Source organism: Salinimicrobium sp. TIG7-5_MAKvit, from assembly GCF_049569215.1.
Classification (GTDB): domain Bacteria; phylum Bacteroidota; class Bacteroidia; order Flavobacteriales; family Flavobacteriaceae; genus Salinimicrobium; species Salinimicrobium profundisediminis.
Genome location: NZ_CP145903.1, coordinates 436,938 through 462,920, shown reverse-complemented (window position 1 = coordinate 462,920; position 25,983 = coordinate 436,938). Strand labels below are relative to the sequence as shown.

The window sequence follows — 25,983 nt, the reverse complement described above, 5'->3', positions numbered from 1 at the left end:
ATCGATTATTTGGTTCCTAAGTAGATATATCCCTGTATTGGTTCAAGTCCACTTTGTTTTATCTCAACAATGTAATAGTAAGTACCTGCAGGTAATTGATCTCCGGTTATAGAGTTACTTGAACTTCCATCCCAGCCATCAGTATAATTATTTGATTTATACACTTCATTCCCCCAGCGGTTAAAGATTTGAACAGCATAAGTGAAGCCACAGTCAATACCTTTACCTACTTCAAATTTGTCATTAATGTTATCTCCGTTTGGAGTTACAGCTTTAGAGATACTATTTCGCACATCTTCTATTTCACAGGGAAGAACAATACAGTCATCGTTAATGCTAACCTGAATAGTAGTGGTTGAAGTACAGCCACCTTCATTGATCACATAATCAAAGCTGTATAATCCCACCTGAAGTAGGCCCGGATCTACTGCCCCGTTTTGAAGCGCACCTGTTTGATTGCTGTCTACCCAGGTTCCGTTCTCGTTGTACTCTCCAATTAATAGGTCAGAGAGTTCAAAAATGACATCTTCGGTACAAAGGTCTGCAGTGGTAGTTTCAATTTCAGTTGAAGTTGGATTTACATTAATAATTTGTGTAAAGACAGCTTCATTTCCGGCACAGTCAGATGCGAACCAGGTTCTGGTGATTACAGAGCTTCCGTTTTCCCCGTCGGTTGTACTCTCATCAAACTCTACCGTAACCTCAGGAGAACAATTGTCGGTAAAAGTCAGTTCTGGTGTTGCGGGAATTTCCTCACAGCTAATGTTGATCACTTCCTGAAGTTCGTTCGCCAATGTTGGTGCCGAATTATCTTCTACGGAAATGATCTGCGTATGGGAAATAGCATTTCCGTTATTATCAGTCGCAGTCCAGGTTCTGGTTAAAATATATTCTGAAGCACAATCTGAAGCGACCATTTCTTCGGAAAATTTCACATTCACCCCGCAGGCATCGGTCGCAGTTAAAGTAGCTGCTGCCGGAACCTCGTCACATTCTACCGTTGCATCTGAAGGTAAAGCTGAAGTCCATACCGGCAACTCATTGTCAGTTACAGTTACATCAAAACTACAGGTTGCAGTATTGCCTGAAGCATCTTCGACCTGGAAAGTCACAGTGGTAGTTCCCACAGGGAAAACTTCTCCTGACGCCGGACCTGCAATCTGGGTCACAGTCACGTCACCTGAGTTATCAAAACCTTCCGGAGTTGTAAATTCTACCACCGCGCCGCAAATTCCTGCATCAACATTTACATTGATAGGAGCAGGACACTCAAGCGTCGGATCTTCATCATCAGTGATCACTACATCAAAGCTACAGGTAGCAGTGTTTCCGGCAGCATCGGTTACAACAAAAGTGTTGGTTGTAGTTCCAAGCGGGAATTCAGAACCAGAAGCTAAACCTGCTGTTTGTTCAACCGTGAACTCACAGTTATCGGAAGCAACAGGAGCATCGTAAATCACCACGGCAGTTGTTGTGCCTGAAGCTACAGTGTCAAAAATGTCATTTGTACATGAGATTTCCGGAGCGATGTTGTCCACCACAGTCACAGTGAAAGTAGTAGTCACTTCATTTCCTGAAGCATCCGTTGCAGTGTAAGTTACGGTAGTTTCCCCTAGCGGGAATTCAGATCCTGAAGCTAAACCTTCAGTTAAAGTAACTTCCACACCTTCACATTTATCAGTGGCAGTCGGTAGTTCATATTCCACAGTTGCAGAACAGGAATCAACATCTACATTCTGAGTAATGTTTGATACTGAAGTGATTGTTGGAGCTTCATTATCAGTTACAGTTACGTCAAAACTACAAGTTGCAGTGTTTCCTGAAGCATCTTCTACCTGGAAGGTCACAGTAGTAGTTCCAACTGGGAAAACAGCACCAGATACCGGACCTGCAATCTGGGTCACAGTTACGTCACCAGAATTGTCAAAACCTTCCGGAGTTAAAAATTCTACCACAGCGCCACAAATTCCTGCATCAACATTTACGTCGATGTTATTAGGACAAGTGAGTGTTGGATTCTCATCATCAGTAATAGTTACATCAAAGCTACAGGTAGCAGTGTTTCCTGCACCGTCGGTCACAACAAATGTATTTGTTGTAGTTCCAAGCGGGAACGCACTTCCTGAAGCCAAACCTGCTGTTTGTTCAACTGTGAAAGAGCAATTATCAGAAGCTACAGGTGCGTCGTAAGTCACAACGGCAGTAGTTCCGTTTTCACCTACAGTCTCAAAAATGTCATTTACACAGGTGATTTCAGGAGCGATGTTGTCCACCACAGTCACAGTGAAAGTAGTGGATACTTCGTTTCCTGAAGCATCGGTCGCGGTGTAAATCACGGTAGTTTCCCCTAGCGGGAATTCAGAACCTGAAGCTAAACCTTCAGTTAGTTCTACAGTGACACCTTCACAATTATTGGTGGCAGTCGGTAGTTTGTATTCTACAATTGCAGAACATGAATCTACATCTACATTCTGAGTAATGTTGGCCACTGAAGTAATTTCAGGAGCTTCATTATCAGTTACAGTTACATCGAAGCTACAGGTAGCAGTGTTGCCAGAAGCATCTTCGACCTGGAAAGTCACAGTGGTAGTTCCCACAGGGAAAACTTCTCCTGATGCCGGACCAGCAATCTGGGTCACAGTTACGTCACCTGAATTGTCAGAACCTTCCGGAGTTGAGAATTCAACCACAGCACCGCAGATTCCTGCATCCACATTTACGTCAATGTTTTCGGGACAAGTGATTGTCGGATCCTCATCATCAGTAATAGTTACAGTGAAGCTACAGGTAGCAGTATTCCCGGCACCGTCGGTCACAACAAAAGTGTTGGTAGTGGTTCCAAGTGGGAACGCACTTCCTGAAGCTAAACCTGCTGTTTGTTCAACAGTGTAAGAGCAATTATCAGAAGCCACAGGAGCGTCGTAAGTCACAACAGCAGTTGTGGAGCCAGAAGCTACAGTGTCAAAAATGTCATTTACACAGGTGATTTCCGGAGCGATGTTGTCCACCACAGTCACAGTGAAAGTAGTGGTTATTTCGTTTCCTGAAGCATCGGTTGCAGTGTAAGTCACGGTAGTTTCTCCAAGCGGGAATTCACTTCCTGAAGCTAAACCTTCAGTTAAAGTTACTTCCACACCTTCACAATTATCAGTTGCAGTCGGTAGTTCGTATTCCACAGTTGCAGAACAAGAATCCACATCTACATTCTGAGTAATGTTGGCCACTGAAGTAATTTCAGGAGCTTCGTTATCTTTTACAGTCACATCAAAGCTACAGGTTGCTTTGTTTCCTGAAGCGTCTTCCACCTGGAAAGTCACAGTTGTGGTTCCGACAGGGAAAACAGAACCAGACAGCGGACCTGCAATCTGAGTTACAGTCACGTCTCCTGAATTGTCAAAACCTTCCGGGGTTGAGAATTCTACCACAGCGCCACAAATTCCGGCATCAACATTTACATTGATAGGAGCAGGGCACTCAAGCGTTGGATCTTCATCATCGGTGATCACTACATCAAAGCTACAGGTAGCAGTGTTTCCGGCAGCATCGGTTACAACAAAAGTGTTGGTTGTTGTTCCAAGTGGGAACGCACTTCCTGATGCTAAACCTGCTGTTTGTTCCACAGTGTAAGAACAGTTATCAGAAGCAACAGGTGCATCGTAAGTCACAACGGCAGTTGTTGAGCCTGAAGCTACAGTGTCAAAAATGTCATTTACACAAACAATTTCAGGAGCGATGTTGTCCACCACAGTCACAGTGAAAGTAGTGGTTACTTCGTTTCCTGAAGCATCCGTTGCAGTGTAAGTTACGGTAGTTTCCCCTAGCGGGAATTCAGATCCTGAAGCTAAACCTTCAGTTAAAGTAACTTCCACACCTTCACAATTATCAGTGGCAGTTGGTAGTTCGTATTCCACAGTTGCAGAACAGGAATCAACATCTACATTCTGAGTAATGTTTGATACTGAAGTGATTGTTGGAGCTTCATTGTCAGTTACAGTTACATCAAAACTACAGGTTGCAGTATTGCCTGAAGCATCTTCGACCTGGAAAGTCACAGTGGTAGTTCCAATAGGGAAAGTTTCTCCTGACACCGGACCTGCAATTTGGGTTACAGTCACCTCACCTGAATTGTCAAAACCTTCCGGAGTTGTAAATTCTACCACAGCACCGCAGATACCTGTATCAACATTTACATTGATAGGAGCAGGGCATTCAAGCGTTGGATCTTCATCATCGGTAATGGTCACGGTAAAGCTACAGGTAGCAGTGTTTCCGGCAGCATCGGTCACTACAAAAGTATTTGTTGTAGTTCCAAGCGGGAATTCAGAACCAGAAGCTAAACCTGCTGTTTGTTCAACCGTGAACTCACAGTTATCAGAAGCAACAGGAGCGTTGTAAGTCACCACGGCAGTTGTTGAGCCAGAAGCTACAGTGTCAAAAATGTCATTTGTGCAGGAGATTTCAGGAGCGATGTTGTCAACTACAGTCACAGTGAAAGTAGTAGTCACTTCATTTCCTGAAGCATCGGTCGCAGTGTAAGTCACGGTAGTTTCACCTAGCGGGAATTCACTTCCTGAAGCTAAACCTTCAGTTAAAGTTACTTCCACACCTTCGCAATTATCAGTTGCAGTTGGTAGTTCGTATTCCACAGTTGCGTAACAAGAATCTACATCCACATTTTGGATGATATTGGCCACTGAAGTAATTTCAGGAGCTTCATTATCTTTTACAGTCACATCAAAGCTACAGGTAGCAGTGTTGCCTGAAGCATCTTCCACCTGGAAAGTCACAGTGGTAGTGCCCACTGGGAAAACTTCTCCTGACACCGGACCTGCAATCTGGGTCACCGTAACGTCACCTGAGTTGTCAAAACCTTCCGGAGTTGTAAATTCTACAACAGCGCCGCAGATTCCTGCATCAACATTTACATTGATAGGAGCAGGACACTCAAGGGTTGGATCTTCATCATCGGTGATGGTCACAGTGAAGCTACAGGTAGCAGTATTTCCTGCACCATCAGTCACTACAAAAGTATTTGTAGTGGTTCCAAGCGGGAACTCACTTCCTGAAGCAAGTCCTGCTGTTTGTTCAACTGTAAACTCACAGTTATCAGAAGCTACCGGTGCGTCATAAATCACAACGGCAGTTGTGGAGCCAGAAGCTACAGTGTCAAAAATGTCATCTACACAGGTGATTTCCGGAGCGATGTTGTCTACTACAGTCACAGTGAAAGTGGTAGTCACAGTATTTCCAGAAGCATCAGTTGCGGTATAAGTCACTGTAGTTTCACCTAATGGAAATTCAGAGCCAGAAGCTAAACCTTCAGTTAAAGTTACAGTAACACCTTCACAATTATCAATTGCAGTTGGTAATTCGTATTCAACCGTAGCTGAACAAGAATCTACATCTACATTCTGAGAGATATTGGCAACTGAAGTAATTTCAGGAGCTTCATTATCAGTTACAGTAACATTGAAGCTACAAGTTGCTTTGTTTCCTGAAGCATCTTCCACCTGGAAAGTCACAGTGGTAGTGCCCACTGGGAAAACAGCACCAGATACCGGACCAGCAATCTGAGTCACAGTTACGTTACCAGAATTATCAAAACCTTCAGGAGTTGAGAATTCCACAACAGCGCCGCAGATTCCTGCATCAACATTTACGTTGATAGGAGCAGGGCACTCAAGCGTTGGATCTTCATCATCGGTGATAACTACATCAAAGCTACAGGTAGCAGTGTTTCCTGCACCGTCGGTCACAACAAATGTATTTGTTGTTGTTCCAAGCGGGAATTCAGATCCTGAAGCTAAACCTGCTGTTTGTTCAACCGTGAACTCACAGTTATCAGAAGCAACAGGAGCGTTGTAAGTCACCACGGCAGTTGTTGAGCCAGAAGCTACAGTGTCAAAAATGTCATTTGTGCAGGAGATTTCAGGAGCAATGTTGTCAACCACGGTTACGGTGAAAGTAGTGGTTACTTCGTTTCCTGAAGCATCGGTCGCAGTGTAAGTCACGGTAGTTTCTCCAAGTGGGAATTCACTTCCTGAAGCTAGTCCTTCAGTTAAAGTTACTTCCACACCTTCACAATTATCAGTGGCAGTCGGTAGTTCATATTCCACAGTTGCAGAACAGGAATCAACATCGACATTTTGAGTGATATTGGCAACTGAAGTAATTTTAGGAGCTTCATTATCAGTTACAGTAACATTAAAGCTACAGGTTGCAGTGTTTCCAGAAGCGTCTTCTACCTGGAAAGTCACAGTGGTAGTTCCCACAGGGAAAACTTCTCCTGAAACCGGACCTGCAATTTGGGTTACAGTCACCTCACCTGAATTGTCAGAACCTTCCGGAGTGGCGAATTCAACCACAGCGCCACAGATTCCTGCATCCACACTTACATTGATTGGAGCAGGGCACTCAAGCGTTGGATCTTCATCATCGGTGATCACTACATCAAAGCTACAGGTAGCAGTGTTTCCGGCAGCATCGGTTACAACAAAAGTGTTGGTTGTTGTTCCAAGTGGGAACGCACTTCCTGATGCTAAACCTGCTGTTTGTTCCACAGTGTAAGAACAGTTATCAGAAGCAACAGGTGCATCGTAAGTCACAACGGCAGTTGTTGAGCCTGAAGCTACAGTGTCAAAAATGTCATTTACACAAACAATTTCAGGAGCGATGTTGTCCACCACAGTCACAGTGAAAGTAGTGGTTACTTCGTTTCCTGAAGCATCCGTTGCAGTGTAAGTTACGGTAGTTTCCCCTAGCGGGAATTCAGATCCTGAAGCTAAACCTTCAGTTAAAGTAACTTCCACACCTTCGCAGTTATCAGTTGCAGTCGGTAGTTCGTATTCCACAATTGCTGAACAAGAATCAACATCTACATTCTGAGTAATGTTTGATACTGAAGTGATTGTTGGAGCTTCATTGTCAGTTACAGTTACATCAAAACTACAGGTTGCAGTGTTTCCAGAAGCGTCTTCTACCTGGAAAGTTACAGTGGTAGTTCCCACAGGGAAAACTTCTCCTGACACCGGACCTGCAATTTGGGTTACAGTCACGTTACCTGAATTGTCAAAACCTTCAGGAGTGGTGAATTCAACCACAGCGCCACAAATTCCTGCATCAACATTTACATTGATATTTTCAGGACACTCAAGGCTTGGATCTTCATCATCGGTGATGGTCACAGTAAAGCTACAGGTAGCAGTGTTTCCTGCACCGTCGGTCACAACAAATGTATTTGTTGTTGTTCCAAGCGGGAATTCACTTCCTGAAGCTAAACCTGCTGTTTGTTCCACAGTGAAAGAGCAATTATCAGAAGCCACCGGTGCGTCGTAAGTCACAACGGCAGTTGTGGAGCCTGAAGCTACAGTGTCAAAAATGTCATTTACACAGGTGATTTCCGGAGCGATGTTGTCCACTACAGTTACAGTGAAAGTAGTGGTTACTTCGTTTCCTGAAGCGTCGGTCGCAGTGTAAGTAACTTCAGTAACTCCAAGAGGGAAAGTTTCTCCTGAAGCTAAACCTTCAGTTAAAGTAACTTCCACACCTTCGCAATTATCAGTTGCAGTTGGTAGTTCGTATTCCACAATTGCAGAACAGGAAGCTACATCAACATTTTCAGTAATGTTTGATACTGAAGTTATTTCAGGAGCTTCATTGTCAGTTACAGTTACATCAAAACTACAGGTTGCAGTGTTTCCGGAAGCATCTTCCACCTGGAAAGTCACAGTAGTAATTCCAACTGGGAAAACAGCACCTGATACCGGACCTGCAATCTGGGTCACAGTTACGTCACCAGAATTGTCAAAACCTTCGGGAGTTGAGAATTCTACTATAGCACCACAAATTCCTGCATCAACATTTACGTCAATGTTTTCGGGACAAGTGATTGTCGGATCCTCATCATCAGTAATAGTTACAGTGAAGCTACAGGTAGCAGTATTCCCGGCACCATCAGTCACCACAAAAATGTTTGTAGTAGTTCCAAGCGGGAATTCAGAACCAGAAGCCAATCCGCCGGTTTGTTCAACAGTGAACTCACAGTTATCAGAAGCAACAGGAGCGTCGTAAGTAACAATAGCAGTAGTTCCACCAGAAACTACGGTTTCAAAAATGTCACTTGGACAAACAATTTCCGGAGCGATAGTGTCTTCAATAATCACTTTTTGAATAGCAGTGGTTTTGTTTCCGCTCTTATCGGTAAAGATCCAGGTTATGCTATGTGTTCCCTGTTCAGTGTAAGAAACAGGATCTGTTGTGGTTGCAGTAAGGTCCCCGTCGCAATTATCGGTAGTCACGGGAGCTTCAACATCGGCAGCGCATTGTGCAGTCACGTCCTGTAGGTTTATGGCTTCAGGCGCAGTAGTGTCTTCGACCTTAATGACCTGTTGTACTTCAACGCTTCCGCATTCAGAAGTTATTCTGAAGGTCCTTGTAATAACAGTGGGTAAAGTACTTTCCAGATGGTCAAAATATTCAACTTTTTGGATATCTTTTTCCGAAGTAATTGTACCACCAAGACTTTCAAAAACATTTTGAGTTATTGCAGTCAGCTGAGTGGAATATCCGGGAATTGTGGAGCTGTCAAATTCAGTTCCGCAGCCTTCAATCTCTATATTGGAGGGTGGAGTTGCTTCAGGTTTACCGGAAATACTTACGGTAATTGTGGTTTTGTTAGGGCTTATACAGCTTAAAGATTCCCCTTCGGCTACGTAATAGGTAAATTCTCCAGCTTCTAAAGTAGATGGAGTGATAGAGCTTTGAGGCTCACCATCTTCCGAAGTATAATAGAAGAGAGAATAATTAGATTTACTTGGCGTGGCAGTGAGCGCAACCGCTTCTTCGTTAATACAATAGGAGATATCTTCGGCTGCAGGGATTGAAGTGATTTCGTCAATGGTAATACTGAAGGGAATGTAACAGGAATTTGAGCCTTTTAAAATGGCGTAGTATTCTGTAGTTCCAGCAGTAGCAGGGAAATTTCCTGTAATTTGAGTAGAGCCTGAAGTCACAGGATAGCTATCGTAAAACCTGCTGCCCTGAGGAAAATACGACTGAATGTCACTCACCGAAAATCCACTTTGGGTATCGCAGGTTGAGAAACTCAGCTCGTCGGGGGTCGCCTGACAGTTATTCTGAATGAAATTTGATGCATCAATGTCGATAAGCAACGGACTGGTTATGGGTTGCATTTCACAGGTGCCGTTGTTCTGGTATCCCTGAATTAGGCCTTTATCTGTGAAGGTGGCACCCGTAATTGCCCCTTTTCCACTTAAAGTACCTGTAAAAGGAATCTGGAATTGATGCCCGCAGCTGGAGTTTTTAAGAATGGCACAATCTTCAGTAACCTTAAAATTGAGGTTTAGGCTTCCAAGGGAATTACTGTTGTCCGTTGGAAGCGGGAGGGTGCCTATAGTCCAAATTACAGAACCATTAGCTCCTAGGGATGGATCATAGGTAACGTTGTTAGGAGACGGAGCCGGGCCGGTAAATTGCGTTTGATTGCCCGTATACTCCAGATTGAAAGGTACCGGAATGATAATTGTCGCATTTTCAATTTCTTCGGAACCCTTGTTGTAAAGGTCTATATTATAAGTAATTTCTTCACCAGGTACTGCAGTTGTCTGGCCAATAGAGGTAACAGCTTCAAAATCGGGCGTGTAAGCGTCTACAGACATCGCCATGTTAAGAATGATGTAAGTGTCTTGTGTAGAACCATATCGGAAAGTAGTAGAAGTCTGGTTGTTTCCAATCACCTGGTTGTTCTGGTTGTTGATATTAAACATGCTGATGTCAACACCGGTATTGTTAAGGCGGTTTGGATTTCTGGCACCGCTGGTTTGTATGGAAGAATTAAAGAAGTTATCGGTAGAGTTCAAACTGTGACTTAGCGACTGCCATGAATTTCCATTTCGCTTTTTTATGCTGAAGTAATCCCCGCTAATTCCTCTATCGCCTTCACCGGCCATCATCCCAAGCTTCATGTTAATATCGCCGGCCTGGGCAGTATTAAAGCCTGATACAGGAATTTCATACTGGCGGGTTGCATTACCCTGCACATAAGCATACCCATTAAAAACAGTAACGTCCCGCAAGTTCATTTGCTGGTTCTCATAGATCACAATCATTCCCCAACCGCCGTAATAGCCGGTAGAACCACCGTTACCTTCAGAAACAGCCATATCGGCCACCCAGTACTCACCGGTACCTCCTGCTTTAACAATGTCGGTTACTTCGGCATAAGCGGCATACATATTATTGTCTCCCGGAACATTATAGGTAATAGCCTGTATGTCTTGATAAGAAGAGCCAGGCCCCCTGAACTTTACTTTGCTTTTTTTGTAGTTTGGTACATTATCACTGGTTCTTCCGGTCCAGTACAGCCCTGCAAAAAGTACGTTTGAGCATTCGGGACTGGCGCCATTTTCATTAGAAAATGAAAGAGTGGCACTAGATGAATTGGAAGTATTTCCAACCTCATCGGTATCTACTTCCACCATGTAGTTGTTACTATTCATCCTCTCATTAGAGTAATCCCACAACGTCATGTTGGTATTCCCTATCATGGTAAAATCCCCCTTGATATTGTAGATCTTCCTGTTGGGAGAGTCTTCCGAAGTTGTCTGAATAAAAGGCTGTCTTACCTGGGCACTCATTTGAAGTACTGAACCAAATAAAACAAGGAACAGGGTAAAAAGGTTCCCGGGGTTTATTGCAGAAAATTGTTTTGCGTAGTTTTGTTTCATAATGCCAAATTTTGGTGCCAGCGTCGTCTTATTCGGGGGTTGAGATTATATACAGGACCTTCAGGTTCCCAATATTCGAGAACATGTTTTCAATCCTTGTTGTACTACATTCAAAAGTGCACTCCACAAAAACATATTCAAGGTTTTCGAAACCCTGCAGCCTGCTTAAGTCAAAAGATGCATTGAAGTCTGCTTCACTTTCTATTTTCATTTTCAAAAGCTTCACATTATTAAAACCGGGATTGGCAGTAGAAAGCCTGTTGAAGTTGCCTGCACTTAATTCTGCTTTCATAGGAGCTTCTTCCCCTAAAATCTTGTACCCCGAACTTCCAATAAAAATGGTAGGGTTTAGGTCGTAGATCAAGCCTGAAAGCTCTTCGATATCATTTTTGGTAAACTGGCCCGAAGAGGTAACAGGTGAATTTAAGAGTTCACCAAAGTTTACTGCTGTATTTTGACTTGAGGCACTAAAGGATGCCGAAAAACAAAGGATGGTGAGTCCGATAATTTTACTAAAGGTCATATTCTTGATCATAGAATTGTATGTTATAATTGAAAAGAAAAAGGGAGCCATAGGTTGAAAGGAAGGAGTGAATATCTCCTGTAGGCGGTAGCCAAAGCTTGTAGGTTTTTTTGAGGTTATAAATAAGTTTTGAAATAGATCTGGGGGGGAGGAATCTTATTTCTGAGGTAAATGTATTTTCTAATTTCTGTTAAAAAAAGAAAATTCAAATGTTTTAGATGTAGTGTGAGGTTTTACGGACAAACTGCACACGGACAGTAAATTATAGCAGGGATTAAGAGGGGTGTTGATTATATTTAAGACTGCGTTATCTTTAATATAACTATGAAATAAGTAAGAAAAATAATATTAAAAACATCTTATATTTTTAGCGGTTTATTCCTTGAAATTAATGGGATGAAAGGAAAATTGAAGCCAGGTTTAGAGTCAAATAATTCTTACAGGATTTGCCATTTTTGACCCTGTGTACTGGCGTTGTAAAACCTATATTTTGTAAATTGGCAATATGAAAAATAAGCTTCACGATTACCGTAAACTCTATCAGAAACATGAGTTACTGGAAGAGGAAATCCCTAAAGATCCCTTTGAATTATTTCATGTTTGGATTAGGGAAATTGAAACAAACAAAGAAGTTGACGAAGTCAATACAATGAACCTCTCTACCGTTGGGCTGGATGGTTTTCCCATGTCACGCGTAGTGCTTCTTAAGGAATATGATGACGAAGGATTTGTGTTCTACACCAACTATGAATCTGAAAAAGGTAGGTCTATAGCGAAAAATCCCCGGGTTTGTCTTTCTTTTTTCTGGCCAAAATCTGAACGACAGGTGATGATAAAAGGGCTGGCTGAAAGAACTTCTGAAGAAGAATCAACTACCTACTTTCATTCGAGGCCACGTGGCAGCCAACTTGGAGCCTGGGCTTCGCAGCAAAGTTCTGTAATTCCTTCCCGCGAATACCTTCAGAAAAAACTGGAGCTTCTTGAAGAGGAGTTTGATGGAAAAGATATTCCAAAACCTGTATATTGGGGAGGTTATAAAGTCATACCTTCGGAATTCGAATTTTGGCAGGGCAGGCCAAACCGCCTGCATGACCGTATCTATTACAGTAAGGAAGGAGAGGCATGGAAAATGGATAGATTAGCACCATAATTATGAAAAAACTGATTCTTGTTAGACATGGTAAATCTTCATGGAAAGAAGATTTACCCGATGCTGAACGCACTTTAAAAAAGCGGGCCTTCAAAGATGCCGGCCTGGTTTTAAATGCCTTTTCAGGTTTCCGGGAAAAACCATTGAAGATATGGAGCAGTTCTGCAACGCGTGCGCTAGATACCGCCAGGATCTTTCAGAAAAGACTGGAGGTTGAAGACAAAGATTTTACAGTTAAGAAGGAGCTTTATACTTTTGATGCCAAAACACTTCTAAACATTATAACTTCATGTGAAGATGATGTGGATTCTCTTATGGTGTTTGGTCATAACCCGGCAATCACGGGGGTTGCAAATCAATTAGGAGATCAGCATTTCTCTAATGTGCCCACTACAGGATTGTGCGTGATAACATTTGAAGCTGAAAAATGGCAGGAGATAAAAGACGGGCAAACAATTTTATACCTGTTCCCAAAGAATTTAAGATAAATGGAAGAAAATCAGTATATCAACAGGGAGTTGAGTTGGTTGCAGTTTAATGCAAGGGTGTTGCAGGAAGCTGCAGACAAAACAGTGCCATTGATTGAGAGGCTGAGATTTCTTGGAATCTTTTCAAATAATCTCGATGAGTTCTTTAAGGTACGGTATGCTACTATTAAACGGATTGATCTCGCCGGAAAAGGCGGAAAGAATGTTTTGGGAGGAATAAAAGCCAACCAGCTTCTTGAAGAGATCACCGAAATTGTAATTGAGCAGCAAAGCCAGAGTTTAAAGATCCTGGATGCCATTCAGAATAAGCTGAAAGATCACAATATCTTTATTATAAACGAGAAGCAGGTTGCTAAACCTCAACAGGCTTTTCTTAAAAATTTCTTCCTTCAAAAGGTGAGCCCTGCCCTGGTAACCATCATCCTGAACGATCTTGATGAATTACCACGGTTAAAGGATAGCGCGGCATACCTTGCCGTAAAGATGACCATGAAAGATCCCGTTCCAAAAAGGGCAAATTCGGGCGTGCTTCCAAATCATGCGAAAGAGAAGAAATACGTACTTATAGAAATTCCCCGGAGTATTGAACGCTTTGTTGTGCTCCCAAAAGATGGAGACAGGCAGTACATTATTCTGCTCGATGATCTTATCCGCTATCATTTGCATTCCATTTTCAACATTTTCGAATATGAGAGTGTCACTGCTCATATGATCAAAATTACCCGCGATGCAGAACTTGATATTGACAGCGATCTTAGTAAATCCTTTATTGAAAAAATTTCGGAAAGTGTAAAAGACCGTATTGAAGGGGAGCCGGTGAGATTTGTGTACGATATGAATATTGATCAGGACACCCTTCAGTATCTTATGAGCAAGATGGGCATTGATGCGACCGACAGTATTATACCCGGCGGGCGCTACCACAACAGGCGTGATTACATGAATTTTCCCAGCCTGGGGGGAGAAGAGCTGCAGTATAAACCGTATGAACCCCTGCCAATTCCGGGGTTGATCTTACAGGGTAGCTTGTTTAAAGAGATCGCAAAAAAGGATTTCTTGTTGCACACTCCTTACCAGTCTTTTTCTTATACCGTAAAATTCCTGAGGGAAGCAGCACTTGATCCGGCAGTAAAATCGATCAAGATCACCATTTATCGCCTGGCTAAGATCTCTCACATAGCAAGTTCATTGGTCAATGCGGTCAAAAATGGGAAAAAAGTAACTGTACAAATCGAACTTAGAGCGAGATTTGATGAGGTGGCCAATATTAAATATGCCGAGCAACTACAGCAGGAAGGTATCAACCTCATTTTTGGGGTTAAAGGTCTTAAAGTACATTCTAAAGGATGTGTTATAGAGAGACTTGAAAATGAGAAAATGATGCGCTACGGCTTTATAAGTACCGGAAACCTGAATGAATCTACTGCGCGGGTATATTCCGATCTCACACTTTTTACAAGTAATCAAAGCATACTTAAAGAAGTGAATAAGGTGTTCGACTTTTTTGAGGTAAATTACAAAGTGAGCCGGTACAAACATTTACTGGTTTCGCCACATTATACCCGCAGTGGCCTTGTTAAGTTGATCCAGACAGAAATTGACAACGCCAAAGAAGGAAAATCATCGGGAATCAGGTTAAAATTAAATAGTTTATCTGATTATTCTCTTATTGATAAGTTATATGAAGCCAGCAGGGCAGGGGTGAAAATGAAACTTATTGTACGTGGGATCTGTTGTCTCGTGCCCGGCGTAGAAGGGATGAGTGAGAATATTAAGGTGATTAGCATTGTAGATAAATACCTGGAGCACCCAAGGATTTATATTTTTGAAAACGGCGGAAATCCGAAAGTGTATATATCATCGGCAGACTGGATGACGCGGAATATGGATTACAGGGTTGAAATAAGCTGCCCTATTTATGATAAGACTATTCAAAAAGAGTTAATAGAAACTTTTGAAATTTGCTGGAGCGATAATGTCAAGGCCAGGGTGATTTCTATTAAGCAGGATAATGCTTACCGGCGCAATAACAAGCCGGCCCTAAGGTCGCAATTTGCATTATATGATTATTATTTAAAAAAACTGGAAACCGAAAAAGAGAAAGTTTGATCAACCAAAGAAAGTTTGCAGCCATAGATATTGGATCTAACGCAGTGAGATTGTTAATAATGACAATCACCGAGCAGGAGCACAGAGAACCCATCTTCAAGAAAACCTCCCTTGTGCGGGTGCCAATAAGGCTGGGAGCTGATGTGTTTCTTACCAAAAATATTTCCGAAGAGAATATCAACCGTATGGTTGATACCATGCAGGCTTTCAAATTGTTAATGCAGTCGCATAAGATAGAGAAGTTCAAAGCCTGTGCCACCTCGGCCATGCGGGAATCTGAGAATGGGGAAGAAGTGGCGCAGCTTATTCTGGAAAAAACCGGAGTAGAGATCAATATTATAGATGGTAGCGATGAAGCTGCGATCATTGCCGCGACCGATCTTCATGCGCTCATCCAGACAGACAAAACTTATCTTTATGTAGATGTGGGAGGTGGAAGTACCGAGTTTACGCTTTATTCAAAAGGAAAGACCGTTGCTTCCCGTTCATTCAAACTGGGAACAGTAAGATTACTTGAAAACATGGTTTCGCAGGAAGTATGGGATGAGGTAGAAGAGTGGATCAAGAAGATTACCCGTAACTACACGAAGATTGATCTTATAGGCTCAGGCGGAAACATCAACAATATCTTTAAAAGTAGCGGTAAGGCCAATGGGAAACCTCTTAGTTTCCTATATCTGAGCTCTTATTACCAACTTTTGCAATCTTTTACTTACGAAGAACGCATTACCGAGCTTAACCTAAACCAGGATAGGGCAGATGTGATAGTGCCGGCTGCAAAAATATATCTCTCGGCTATGAAATGGACGAGAGCCAGGAGAATCTATGTACCTAAAATAGGACTTTCAGACGGGATTATTAAATCTCTGTACCAGGAGGCGCTGGAAGAGGCTAACCGTGCATAGTTTCCTTTTTGCCAAGCTCTTTCATAATTTCGGCCTCAAATTCAAGCAGATTTTGCCATTTTTGGTCCACTTCTTTGCGGTCTCCATATTTCCGGGCAAAATTGAGAAACATCGTGTAATGATTGGCTTCACTTACCATTAAGCTGCGGTAGAACTCCGCCAGTTCTCTGTCTTCAAGGTTTTCTGAAAGTAATCTAAAACGTTCACAGCTGCGCGCTTCAATTAATGCGGCGTAAAGTAGACGGTGCGTAAGGTTTGTAAGTCGGCTTCCGCCCTTAGGGAAGAAGGTTAGCAGCTTTAACACGTATTCATCTTTTCTGTCGCGCCCCAAAGTGAGCCCCCGTTCCAGGATACGATCGTGAACCATTTTAAAATGGCCCATTTCCTCTCTCGCCAAAGCAGTCATAGCCGTGACAAGTTCTGAATATTCCGGGTGGGTAACAATAAGGGAGATGGCCGTTGAGGCTGCTTTTTGCTCGCAGTAAGCATGATCTGTAAGGATCTCCTCAATATTCTTTTCAACAATATTGACCCATCGCGGGTCTGTGGGTAATTTTAGACCTAACATTATATATCTAAATCAAATGTGGAACGTAATTTTTCGATAAGCGGGTTTTTCTCCCTTAGTTTCTCGAATTTTTCAATGGGCGTAAAAGCAAATTTCTTTTCAGCTTTTTCGTTTACGGTGACCTTCAGTTGAATGTGGGTATTCTGAAGCTTTTCCTTCAAAAAGCCCATTAAATGATACTGCACTTTCTCCAGCTCAAGTTTCATGGTCTCGTTGGGAAGTTCAACACAAATATTCTTGCCCATCAAAGCAGGGGTGTCTGTTTGCATGATCGAAGCCAGTATTTTTTCCCCTTTATCGTTCTGCTCTTCGCTAAATTCCTGCCAGGCCGCCTGCATTTGTTCTTCTGTGAATTTGCCATTTTTGACAACTTCCTCTTCAGTTTTAGCCTCCCGCTTTTGAGCTTCCAGTTCTTTTTTCTTCTGAATACTCTTCAAAGAAAGTCCCGATACCTTTTTTGCAGCAGGTTGTTCAGCTGTAGCTGTTTTTTCTTCGGAATCTTTTACGGCTGTTTCTGCGGAAGAAATATCGGGAGAAACGTAGGTTGCAGCAGCATTGCTAAGATCAGGTTTTTCTTCGGCTGAAGTTTCAGTGGCTGAAGGTGCAGCTGCAACATCTGAAGTTTTTTCTTGGGCTGAAGTTACTTGTGTAGCTGGCTCTTCTTTCTTAAGTTCGGGAGTTATGGGAGCACAATCGGCCCCGGCCCCGGCCCCGGCCGGTGCCGGTTTTGGCAGCTGGGCTTCAGTAGGTGCGGCCGAATCTCCTTTAGCGTATTCGTTATTGACAATTACTTCTTTCTCCTTGGAAGAAAGCTTAAGTGCCGGAGCGGGAATGGGAGCTCCGGTAAAATGGTTTGGCGGAATTATGTAGCTGCTATCCTTTTTTTTTTCGTCGCTAAAAGTGACTGAGGCTAGTTGCATGAGGCAAAGTTCCACCAGCAGCCGTTGGTTTCGGCTGCTCTTGTACTGTAAATCACACTGGTTGGCCAGTTCTATGCCCTTCAGAAGAAAAGAGGAAGAAGCTTCCTGAGATTGTTTGTAGTATAAAGCTTTTGTATTGTCTCCTACTTCAAGAAGATTTATAGTCTTGGGATCTTTACACACCAAAAGGTCTCTAAAATGTGACGCCAGCCCCGCAATAAAATGATGCCCGTCAAAGCCGTGGCTCAAGATTTCATTGAATAATAAAAGTAGCTGCGGAATGTCATTTTTGAGAATTAAATCTGTAGCAGAAATATAGGTGTCGTAATCAAGTACATTCAGGTTTTCGGTAACTGCCTGCCTGGTGAGGTTTTTACCACTAAAGCTCACTACCCTGTCATAAATAGAAAGCGCATCTCTCATGGCACCATCCGCTTTTTGGGCAATGATGTGCAGCGCGTCATCATCGGCTTCTACGCCTTCCTGTTCTGCAATGTAACCCAGGTATTCTTTGGCATCTTTTACCGTTATCCTTTTAAAATCAAATATTTGACAACGGGAAAGAATAGTAGGGATGATCTTATGCTTTTCGGTAGTTGCCAAAATAAAAATGGCGTGCCTTGGCGGCTCTTCAAGCGTTTTAAGGAAAGCGTTGAAGGCTGCCTGAGACAGCATGTGCACCTCATCAATAATATACACCTTGTACTTGCCAACCTGGGGCGGAATCCGCACCTGGTCAATCAAATTCCGGATATCGTCTACCGAGTTGTTTGAAGCGGCATCGAGTTCAAAGATATTGAAAGCAAAATCTTCATTGGGATCCTGGTTCCCGTCCTGGTTGATCTTTTTGGCAAGAATACGGGCGCAGGTGGTTTTCCCCACCCCACGCGGACCGGTAAAAAGAAGTGCCTGTGCCAGGTGGTTGTATTCAATGGCGTTGAGTAGCGTGTTGGTAATAGCCTGCTGGCCCACAACATCTTTAAAGGTTTGAGGACGGTATTTTCTGGCCGAGACTACAAAGTGTTCCATTGAAATGTTTTAGATGCACAAATATAAAAATACAAAACCGAAGCCGGGAATTATCACCGGGTTTTTATCCACAATTACCTGTTTACTTGCTTAAGTCAACCCCGGGATTTCATACCTCTCAAAAATGGCATTATAAGTGTATATTTGCAGCAAGCAGACCGCCTTATCGCTGCCCCAACTTCAATAATACTGAAATGGGGTGGAGGAAAGTCCGGACACCACAGGGCAGCATAGTGGGTAACGCCCATCACCTTCTTTGGAAGGGAGGACCAGTGCAACAGAAAGGATGTACAGATAATGCTGTAGTGAAATCAGGTAAACTCTATGCGGTGCAATGCCATGTATACCGGCTGTTAAGAATTGCCCGTTCGTTGCCGGAGGGTAGGCAGCTAAAGGCTTTTGGTAACAAAAGCTTCAGATAAATGATAAGGGCTTCATCCCGATAGCTATCGGGGTTGGAGTACAGAATCCGGCTTACAGGTCTGCTTTTTTATTTTTTTCAGCAATAAGATTATTTACCCATTTTAAAGCAGATTCGAGATCACGAAAAATTTCATAAGGGATCTTGGAAAATTGTTTTTCAAAGGTGGCAGATTTAAAAGCTGATTCCTTTTTGCAAATTATCCCAACTCCTGCAAGATTCTTCTCTTTGTGCAGATTGAGGTTAACTGTGGGGTTAACATTATAGTCATTAATCCGGTTGGCAAGATAAACATAGTATTTTCCGTTGTAGAAACTTGAACAAGCTTCAACAAGATCGGTCATTTTCTTGCCTTCCAAAACCTGTCCTTCCCTGGGTTGGGAAAAAACATAGTTCGGATAGAATTGGAGTACGGTGAATTCCAACTCAACTATTTTAAGAGGTAAACACATCTTCTAATTTAAGAAAAAAAACTAAAAACCGAATTACCGTATTTTCTTACATTTTGAAAATGTTCTATATGGGAAAGATCTATTCTTTTACTATGCTCAATGATGAGGGAGCCGCCTTCTTCCAGAAGCCCTCTTGAAAATGTTGTTTCTGCAATTTGTTGTAGAACGTCAGCCTCAAAATCGTAAGGCGGATCGGCAAAAATGATGTTCGCAGTTTCGGTGGTAGCTTTTAAAAATTTGAAGACATCACTTTTTACAGTTCTAACGGGTAAATCGAGCTCTTCAGATTTCTTGTTGATGAACTTTACACATTCAAAATGGGCATCAACTGCAATGATCTCTACTGCACCGCGCGAGCCAAACTCGTAAGTAATGTTCCCGGTGCCACTAAAAAGGTCGATCACTTTTAAAGCCGAAAAATGGTATTGGTTGTTCAGGATATTGAAAAGCGCTTCCTTGGCAAAATCTGTAGTAGGTCTTACCGGAAGTTTTTTTGGAGCGATGATCTTTTTCCCTTTATGTATTCCTGAAACTATTCTCATTCGAGTGCTTTAAAAAGAGTGTAATGCATATAACCTTTTGGCGGTTCTTCTTTGCCGTTAAAAATGTAACCAAAAGAACTTTGAAGAAACTTTATTTCCTTCACATAAGTGTATGTAATTTCGTAATAATCTGATTTCTCTCTTATCCTTCCTAAGAGGATCAATTCAAAACTGGAGGGATCAAGATCAAGCTGTTCTGCGCAAAAGAGCAGGTAATAAATAAAATCTTCGCGGCTGTTGCAGTTAAAGCTGTTTGCCAGTATTAATTTTCCCTGTTGGTATACAAGCAGGTCATAGCCCCCGGGAAAACAGTTGAGGTAAACCCTTGTGCCTTCTTTTTGGAAGCGGTTTTGAATTTGAAATTCTTCTGCCAGCACACTTACGCTGTGGCGGTATTCAAATTCCCCATACCTGTCAAAAAAGAAGTTATTGATATTAGTGTAAGGGATATATACGTTCACAATTTCTGCGGAAACAATATCGTCCTTTGCTACATAATCGGTCTCCAGGATCTTTGTGTTGTACTTGAGATATTCCGAAGCATTTTCCTCTTCAAAGAATTCGGTAGGTACAAGACTGTACAATTCATTCGAAAAAAGCACAATAACCTCGGGGTTTCCACTACTCAAAAAAGGCTCCTGTTCGTACTGTTTTTCTATTTGCTGCAGCACCTGTGCCGGATTGAGTTTTCGGGAAAAGAGGATGTCCCTGAAAAAAACAATTCTTTTTTCTTCTTTAGACAGGGCACAAAAAGAAAGTCCATTCAGGCTAACCTGAATGGACAACTTTATATTTTCGTAGTTTATTTGCCTACTCTGCGTCACCATATTTTAAAGGCCAGTTACCGCTGGTTTTTACTTCTTCCATAGAACCAACGCTAATGGCAGGGCCGTTTACGTTGTCTACAGATACAACCTGCTGTTCCTGGTTTACAAGATCTTTGTCTTGATCGTGAAGTATCACTTTCTTAGAAACTTTTGCTTCAAAGACAGGGATTTGAGTACCACTCTTATCAAGAGTGCCTGCTTCAAGTTCAAACCTGGCATCTACTCCTTTAATAGGAACGTTCATCATTGTCTTGTAACGATCAGATCCTTTGAAAAGAGAGTCTTTTACAGATTTGTATCCAAGAGTGTCAACTACTACAATTTCAACTCTTCGGTCAACCCCGTATGTCTTTCTGTATTCTTCATCCATTACGGTGGTATCCCTTCTTTGGGTAAGGGTAAATTGTGCGGTATCAATAAACCGAACTAAATTTTCCCAATTGCCTTCAAATTCTCCCGTCACCGTACGGTGTGCGAGTTCGGCATCTCTAATATCTTTAAGCTTTTCTATTACTTTGGCATATCTTGCCTCCTTAACTTTATTAAATTGTATAGGCTCGTAAACAGAATTAAAAACCAGGTATCCCAGGAAGATGATCACAATCCAAAGAACTAACTGAATGACAAGTTTCATGCGGGTGCAGTTTAAGATTTATTTTAGTATCCACGCAAATCTACAATTTTTTTTTATTCACAAAAGATTCTTCAGAAAAAAACCTTGTTATCTTTGGGCTTCGACGGAAAATGATCATGGAAAAACTAAACGCTGCCACATTCTATAAACTGTTATTAAAAGATCTCAAATTTGAAGCTAAAGTAAAACAGGATATTGCGCTGCAGCAGCTGGCGACTTTTGTAATGGAAGGCAGTAAAGAATCTTTATTTCTTCTTAAAGGTTTTGCCGGTACAGGGAAGACTACAATTATAAGTTCTTTAGTAAAAAACCTGTGGCAGGTCAAAAAAAGTGGCATCCTGCTGGCGCCAACAGGCCGGGCAGCCAAAGTAATTGCCAATTATTCGGGCCGCGAGGCTTTTACTATTCACAAGAAGATCTATTTTCCGAAGAAAAAATCGGGCGCCGGGGTAAGTTTCGTGCTGCAGCCCAATAAACACCGCAACAGCATCTTTATTGTCGATGAAGCTTCAATGATCCCCGATGTCAATAACGACGCCCAGATGTTCGAGAATGGTTCGCTGTTAGACGACCTGCTTCAGTATGTCTATTCGGGCCACAACTGCAATTTGATCTTTATAGGGGATACTGCCCAGCTACCACCGGTAAAGCTTGAGGTGAGCCCCGCACTTGAGGAGCAAAAACTTCAGAATACATATTTAAAAGAAGTAACGCATATAGAACTTGATGAGGTGGTTAGGCAAAGTGAAGAAAGCGATATTCTGCACAATGCAACCTTGATTAGGGAGGCCCTACGGGAAGATTTTTATGAAAGCTTCAGGTTTGAATTGAGCAATAAAAAAGATGTGGTGAGGCTTATAGACGGGTATGAGATCATGGAAGCTATTGAAGATTCTTATCGCAACCTGGGGCACGAGGACACCACAATTATTGTGCGATCTAACAAGCGTGCAAACCTCTACAACCAGCAAATAAGAAACCGCATTTTGTTTCAGGAAGAAGAGATCTCTTCCGGAGATTATTTGATGGTGGTCAAGAATAATTATTTTTGGGTGAAGCCCAGCAGCGAAGCCGGTTTTATTGCCAATGGTGATATTATTAAGGTGCTGGAGATCTTTGCGATAAAAGAATTGTATGGCTTCAGGTTTGCAGAGATCAAGGCGCAAATGGTAGATTACCCCAACATGCAGCCCATTGAAACGGTGGTACTGCTGGATACCCTTGAAAGTAACCACCCCTCGCTCACTTATGAGGAGTCAAATCAACTCTACCAGGAGGTGATGAAAGATTATGAGGAAGAACGTACCAAGTACAAGAAGTTTTTAAAAGTGAAGAACAACAAGTACTTCAACGCCCTGCAAATCAAATTTTCTTACGCCATGACCTGTCATAAATCTCAGGGTGGGCAATGGAACACTGTTTTTGTGGAGCAGCCTTATCTTCCCAACGGGGTAGATAAAGATTACCTGCGGTGGTTGTATACTGCCGTTACCAGGGCGCAGGAGAAGCTCTATCTCATTGGATTTAAAGATGATTTTTTTGCCGGGGCTAATTAAAACTTTTATCAGAATTACTTCGGAAGTATAACAGAAAACAAAACATTATGTCTACGCAACAACCTCTTCGTATAATTGCCATGATCCCGGCGCGGTATGCCGCAACACGTTTTCCGGGGAAACTGATGCAGGATCTGCACGGGAAAACTGTCATTTTACGAACCTATGAAGCGGCCATGAAAACCGGCCTTTTTGAGGAGGTATATGTGGTGACCGATAGTGACGTGATCTTTGATGAAATAAGCTCCAACGGCGGCAACGCCATAATGAGCAAAAAAGAACACGAATGTGGCAGTGACCGTATTGCCGAAGCCGTAGAAGATATGCGGGTAGATGTGGTAGTGAACGTGCAGGGAGATGAACCCATGATAGATACCGAAAGCCTTAGGCTGTTGCTCGATGTTTTCCGCGGAAAAGATGCCGATCTCATAGACCTGGCTTCTCTAAAGGCTCCTCTGGCCGACAAAAAAGACATTTTAAACCCCAATAATGTCAAGGTAATTACCAATAAGAACGATTTTGCACTATATTTTTCCCGTTCTCCCATTCCTTATCCTCGTGATGAGAATACCGGTGTTACCTGGTACAAACACATAGGGATCTATGCCTTTAGGAAACAGGCTTTGATGGATTTTTACCGCCTGCCAATGCTGAAGCTCGAAGCTACTGAGAAAATTGAGTGCATCAGGTATTTGGAGTACGGCAAGAACATAAAAATGGTAGAAACTGAAGTGAAAGGTGTAGGCATAGATACTCCCGAAGATCTTGAAGAAGCGAGAAAGATCCTCTCCAAAAAAAATGATCATTAAAAATGCCATTTAGACTTGTTAGCAGGATTTGTGTTAACTGTTTTTTAGCTTCTAGTGGTTTACGATAAAATTAAATGTACATTTAGAACTAGGTTTTTTCGTTAATTTGTTACGTATGATCTTTTCAGATGAACTTATTTTAGCATTAATTTCTTGTGATAAAAGAATTACTAATTCTCCTAAGAAATCACCACCGATGCGAGGGAGTGAAAAGAAAAAGTTTCTTTTAGAGTCACTTGATGGTCAGCATTCTTTCATAGGTTTTATCTCTAGGAATCAAACTTTTCAAGAGAATTTTTCAATCGGTTTAGTTTATAATCCCAAGGATGAAAAAGGGAAAATTGTCCTTTTAAGGGTTAATGGACCACATGGATTGAATGAGAATGCGCCTCATCATGATGGTCCACATGTTCATTTAGCTACTGCGGATAGAATAAATGCCGGATTGAGACCTGAAGGTCAAATCGAAACAGATGTGCCATATCAGACCATTGAAGAGGCTGTGCAGTATTTTGTGAGTAGAATTAAAATTATAAAAGAAGATGCTTTGAGATATTTTCCTCCTCCAAATAACCAATTAGATTTTATTTTTGCCGAAGACGATATAAGTTAATGGAAGCTATAATTAAAAATATAAAAAAGGATTTCAACGGTAAGTTTTCTATAAAAAAGAAAAGACCGGGTATTTACCAATTATATCTACCTATTTATCATGAAGATGGTGATATGGTTGATTTGTTCATTAAACAAAATGATAATAATAGTTTTGAATTGTGTGATTATGGCTTAACCTTACAGAGATTAGCCTATTCTTATGATATTGATACTGAAAATAAAGAATCAATTCTTTTAAAAATTCTTTCCGAGAATAATCTTTCTGAACATGATGGTAATATTTGCTTGAGAACTAATACAAAATCTTTGTATTCGGATATTATGCATATTACTCAAGCTTTTGCAAAAATTGGTAGTATGAGCTATTTCAAAAGAGAAGTTATTGAGAATCTTTTTTTTGAGATGTTAGATGATTTTGTTTTTGATAACTTAAATGATTTTCATCCTAAAAAGGATGTTTTACCAATCCCCGATAGGGAGGATCTTGAAGCAGATTATTCCTTTCAACCTAATGGTAAACCAGTTTATTTATTTGGTGTAAAAGATGTAGCTAAAGCAAGATTAGCTACTTTAAGTTATCAAGCTTATTTGTTAAATGATATAAAATACCATGGGTGGGTGGTAACCGAAAATTTTGAAGCATTGCCAAGAAAAGATAAACTCAGATTGACCAATTCTTGTGATAAACAATTTACTTCATTAGATGAGTTTAAAATAAATGCTAGAAAATTTTTAGAGAAAGAAAGGTATTAACTGGTAAACAATCTTGATACCACTTTCAATTAACTTCACCTTAAATATTTATGAAAAAAATCACTCTTTTTCTTTTTGTAGGGCTCATCAGCAGCTTTGTGAATGCCCAAATCCAGGTGCCGCAGCCCAGTCCTTCGGCTAAGATCGAGCAAGAGGTTGGCCTCACCAATGTAACGGTTGAATATTCCCGCCCGTGAATGCGTGGCAGGACCATCTTTGGCGACCTAGTGCCTTATGGCGAGAAATGGCGTACAGGCGCCAATAACAACACTAAAATTTCCTTTGATACCAATGTGGTGATTGACGGAAAAGAACTCAAAGCAGGGACTTATGCCATTTATTCTATTCCGAAGGAAAACGAATGGGAAGTGCTCTTTTACGAAGATAGTAACAACTGGGGCTTGCCACAAGACTGGCAGGACAGTAAAGTTGCTCTGCGGGCCACCGCTCCTGTCCAGGAAATGCCAATGACCATGCAAACGTTCACTATTCTTATTGATGAGCTTCAAAATGACTCTGCCGTACTGAACTTTATCTGGGAAAATACTATTGCTACCCTGCCTTTTGAGGTGCCTACTGATGAGCGTGCCATGGCAAGTATTGAACGGGTAATGAACGGCCCTTCTGCAGGAGATTACTTTGCAGCAGCCACCTATTTTCACGATGAAAAGAAAGACCTTAATAAGGCTTACGAATGGATCAAAAAAGCGGTAGAAATTGGTGGTGAAGATGCCTATTGGGTAGTGAGAAGAAAAGCCTTAATTGAAGCCGATCTGGGTAAAAAGAAAGAGGCTATTGCAACCGCCAAAAAATCTTTGGCCGCTGCCGAAAAAGCCGGGAATAAAGATTATGTAAAGCTCAACCAGGACTCTCTTAAAGAGTGGGGAGCAATGTAAAATAACTCTTTTGATCTTTTAAAGAGGCTGTAAAAAGTAAG

Annotated in this window: 17 protein-coding genes and 1 other RNA gene; 11 read left to right on the top strand and 7 right to left on the bottom strand. The window is 41.8% G+C overall.

Annotated features, from left to right (window positions below; genetic code table 11):
- Nucleotides 1-5: 5 nt before the first annotated feature.
- A complete protein-coding gene (locus V5739_RS02075) occupies nucleotides 6-10,745 on the bottom strand; it encodes an HYR domain-containing protein (RefSeq protein WP_423819465.1) in 10,740 nt (3,579 codons plus the stop codon).
- Nucleotides 10,746-10,773: 28 nt separating this feature from the next.
- A complete protein-coding gene (locus tag V5739_RS02070) occupies nucleotides 10,774-11,280 on the bottom strand; it encodes a hypothetical protein (protein WP_423819464.1) in 507 nt (168 codons plus the stop codon).
- Between the two features lie 493 nt (nucleotides 11,281-11,773).
- Between V5739_RS02070 and pdxH the strand changes: the two genes are divergently transcribed.
- From pdxH to V5739_RS02050, 4 genes are read left to right on the top strand one after another with little or no spacing between them, the layout of a single operon-like run.
- A complete protein-coding gene (pdxH, locus tag V5739_RS02065; protein ID WP_266070642.1) occupies nucleotides 11,774-12,418 on the top strand; it encodes a pyridoxamine 5'-phosphate oxidase in 645 nt (214 codons plus the stop codon).
- A 2-nt stretch (nucleotides 12,419-12,420) separates the two neighbouring features.
- Nucleotides 12,421-12,906: a SixA phosphatase family protein gene (locus V5739_RS02060; protein ID WP_423819463.1), complete on the top strand. Its 486-nt coding sequence runs from the start codon at nucleotides 12,421-12,423 to the stop codon at nucleotides 12,904-12,906.
- Complete coding sequence (gene ppk1 / locus V5739_RS02055) at nucleotides 12,907-15,015, top strand: polyphosphate kinase 1 (RefSeq protein ID WP_423819462.1); 2,109 nt, start codon at nucleotides 12,907-12,909, stop codon at nucleotides 15,013-15,015. It abuts the gene before it with no gap.
- The gene (locus V5739_RS02050) at nucleotides 15,012-15,920 is read left to right on the top strand and encodes a Ppx/GppA phosphatase family protein (protein WP_423819461.1); all 909 of its coding nucleotides are present in this window, start codon (nucleotides 15,012-15,014) and stop codon (nucleotides 15,918-15,920) included. The genes ppk1 and V5739_RS02050 overlap by 4 nt, the downstream gene beginning before the upstream one ends.
- On the opposite strand, the gene V5739_RS02045 is transcribed toward V5739_RS02050, so the two are convergent.
- Entirely contained in the window at nucleotides 15,907-16,488 is a 582-nt protein-coding gene (locus tag V5739_RS02045; protein WP_423819460.1) for a tRNA-(ms[2]io[6]A)-hydroxylase, read from the bottom strand. The two genes, V5739_RS02050 and V5739_RS02045, sit on opposite strands and share 14 nt — an antisense overlap.
- Nucleotides 16,488-18,437: a DNA polymerase III subunit gamma/tau gene (locus V5739_RS02040; protein ID WP_423819459.1), complete on the bottom strand. Its 1,950-nt coding sequence runs from the start codon at nucleotides 18,435-18,437 to the stop codon at nucleotides 16,488-16,490. The genes V5739_RS02045 and V5739_RS02040 overlap by 1 nt, the downstream gene beginning before the upstream one ends.
- A 150-nt stretch (nucleotides 18,438-18,587) precedes the next feature.
- Here V5739_RS02040 and rnpB point away from each other — a divergent pair.
- An RNA gene (rnpB, locus tag V5739_RS02035) (RNase P RNA component class A) lies at nucleotides 18,588-18,930 on the top strand.
- Nucleotides 18,931-19,318: 388 nt separating this feature from the next.
- On the opposite strand, the gene V5739_RS02030 is transcribed toward rnpB, so the two are convergent.
- Genes V5739_RS02030 through V5739_RS02020 form a run of 3 tightly spaced genes read right to left on the bottom strand, consistent with a single transcriptional unit; the run spans nucleotide 19,319 to nucleotide 21,313 of the window.
- Nucleotides 19,319-19,852 (bottom strand): RsmD family RNA methyltransferase, encoded by a 534-nt coding sequence (locus V5739_RS02030; protein ID WP_266070650.1) that lies wholly within the window; start codon nucleotides 19,850-19,852, stop codon nucleotides 19,319-19,321.
- A complete protein-coding gene (locus tag V5739_RS02025; protein ID WP_423819458.1) occupies nucleotides 19,849-20,679 on the bottom strand; it encodes a DUF3822 family protein in 831 nt (276 codons plus the stop codon). Before V5739_RS02025 ends, V5739_RS02030 begins: the two co-directional genes overlap by 4 nt.
- The gene (locus V5739_RS02020; RefSeq protein ID WP_266070652.1) at nucleotides 20,663-21,313 is read right to left on the bottom strand and encodes a hypothetical protein; all 651 of its coding nucleotides are present in this window, start codon (nucleotides 21,311-21,313) and stop codon (nucleotides 20,663-20,665) included. The genes V5739_RS02025 and V5739_RS02020 overlap by 17 nt, the downstream gene beginning before the upstream one ends.
- 116 nt (nucleotides 21,314-21,429) lie before the next feature.
- On the opposite strand from V5739_RS02020, the gene V5739_RS02015 reads away from it, so the two are divergent.
- The 6 genes from V5739_RS02015 to V5739_RS01990 all read left to right on the top strand — a co-directional run bounded on the left by V5739_RS02015 (nucleotide 21,430) and on the right by V5739_RS01990 (nucleotide 25,942).
- Nucleotides 21,430-22,869 carry an ATP-dependent DNA helicase gene (locus tag V5739_RS02015; RefSeq protein WP_423819457.1) on the top strand — a complete coding sequence of 480 codons (1,440 nt, stop codon included), beginning with the start codon at nucleotides 21,430-21,432 and terminating at the stop codon, nucleotides 22,867-22,869.
- Nucleotides 22,870-22,916: 47 nt separating this feature from the next.
- Entirely contained in the window at nucleotides 22,917-23,678 is a 762-nt protein-coding gene (gene kdsB / locus V5739_RS02010; protein ID WP_423819456.1) for a 3-deoxy-manno-octulosonate cytidylyltransferase, read from the top strand.
- Nucleotides 23,679-23,793: 115 nt separating this feature from the next.
- Nucleotides 23,794-24,291 (top strand): hypothetical protein, encoded by a 498-nt coding sequence (locus V5739_RS02005; RefSeq protein WP_423819455.1) that lies wholly within the window; start codon nucleotides 23,794-23,796, stop codon nucleotides 24,289-24,291.
- Nucleotides 24,291-25,046: a DUF1828 domain-containing protein gene (locus tag V5739_RS02000; RefSeq protein WP_423819453.1), complete on the top strand. Its 756-nt coding sequence runs from the start codon at nucleotides 24,291-24,293 to the stop codon at nucleotides 25,044-25,046. Before V5739_RS02005 ends, V5739_RS02000 begins: the two co-directional genes overlap by 1 nt.
- Nucleotides 25,047-25,096: 50 nt before the next feature.
- Nucleotides 25,097-25,243 (top strand): hypothetical protein, encoded by a 147-nt coding sequence (locus V5739_RS01995; protein WP_423819452.1) that lies wholly within the window; start codon nucleotides 25,097-25,099, stop codon nucleotides 25,241-25,243.
- The gene (locus V5739_RS01990) at nucleotides 25,244-25,942 is read left to right on the top strand and encodes a DUF2911 domain-containing protein (RefSeq protein ID WP_423819451.1); all 699 of its coding nucleotides are present in this window, start codon (nucleotides 25,244-25,246) and stop codon (nucleotides 25,940-25,942) included.
- Nucleotides 25,943-25,983: the final 41 nt, after the last annotated feature.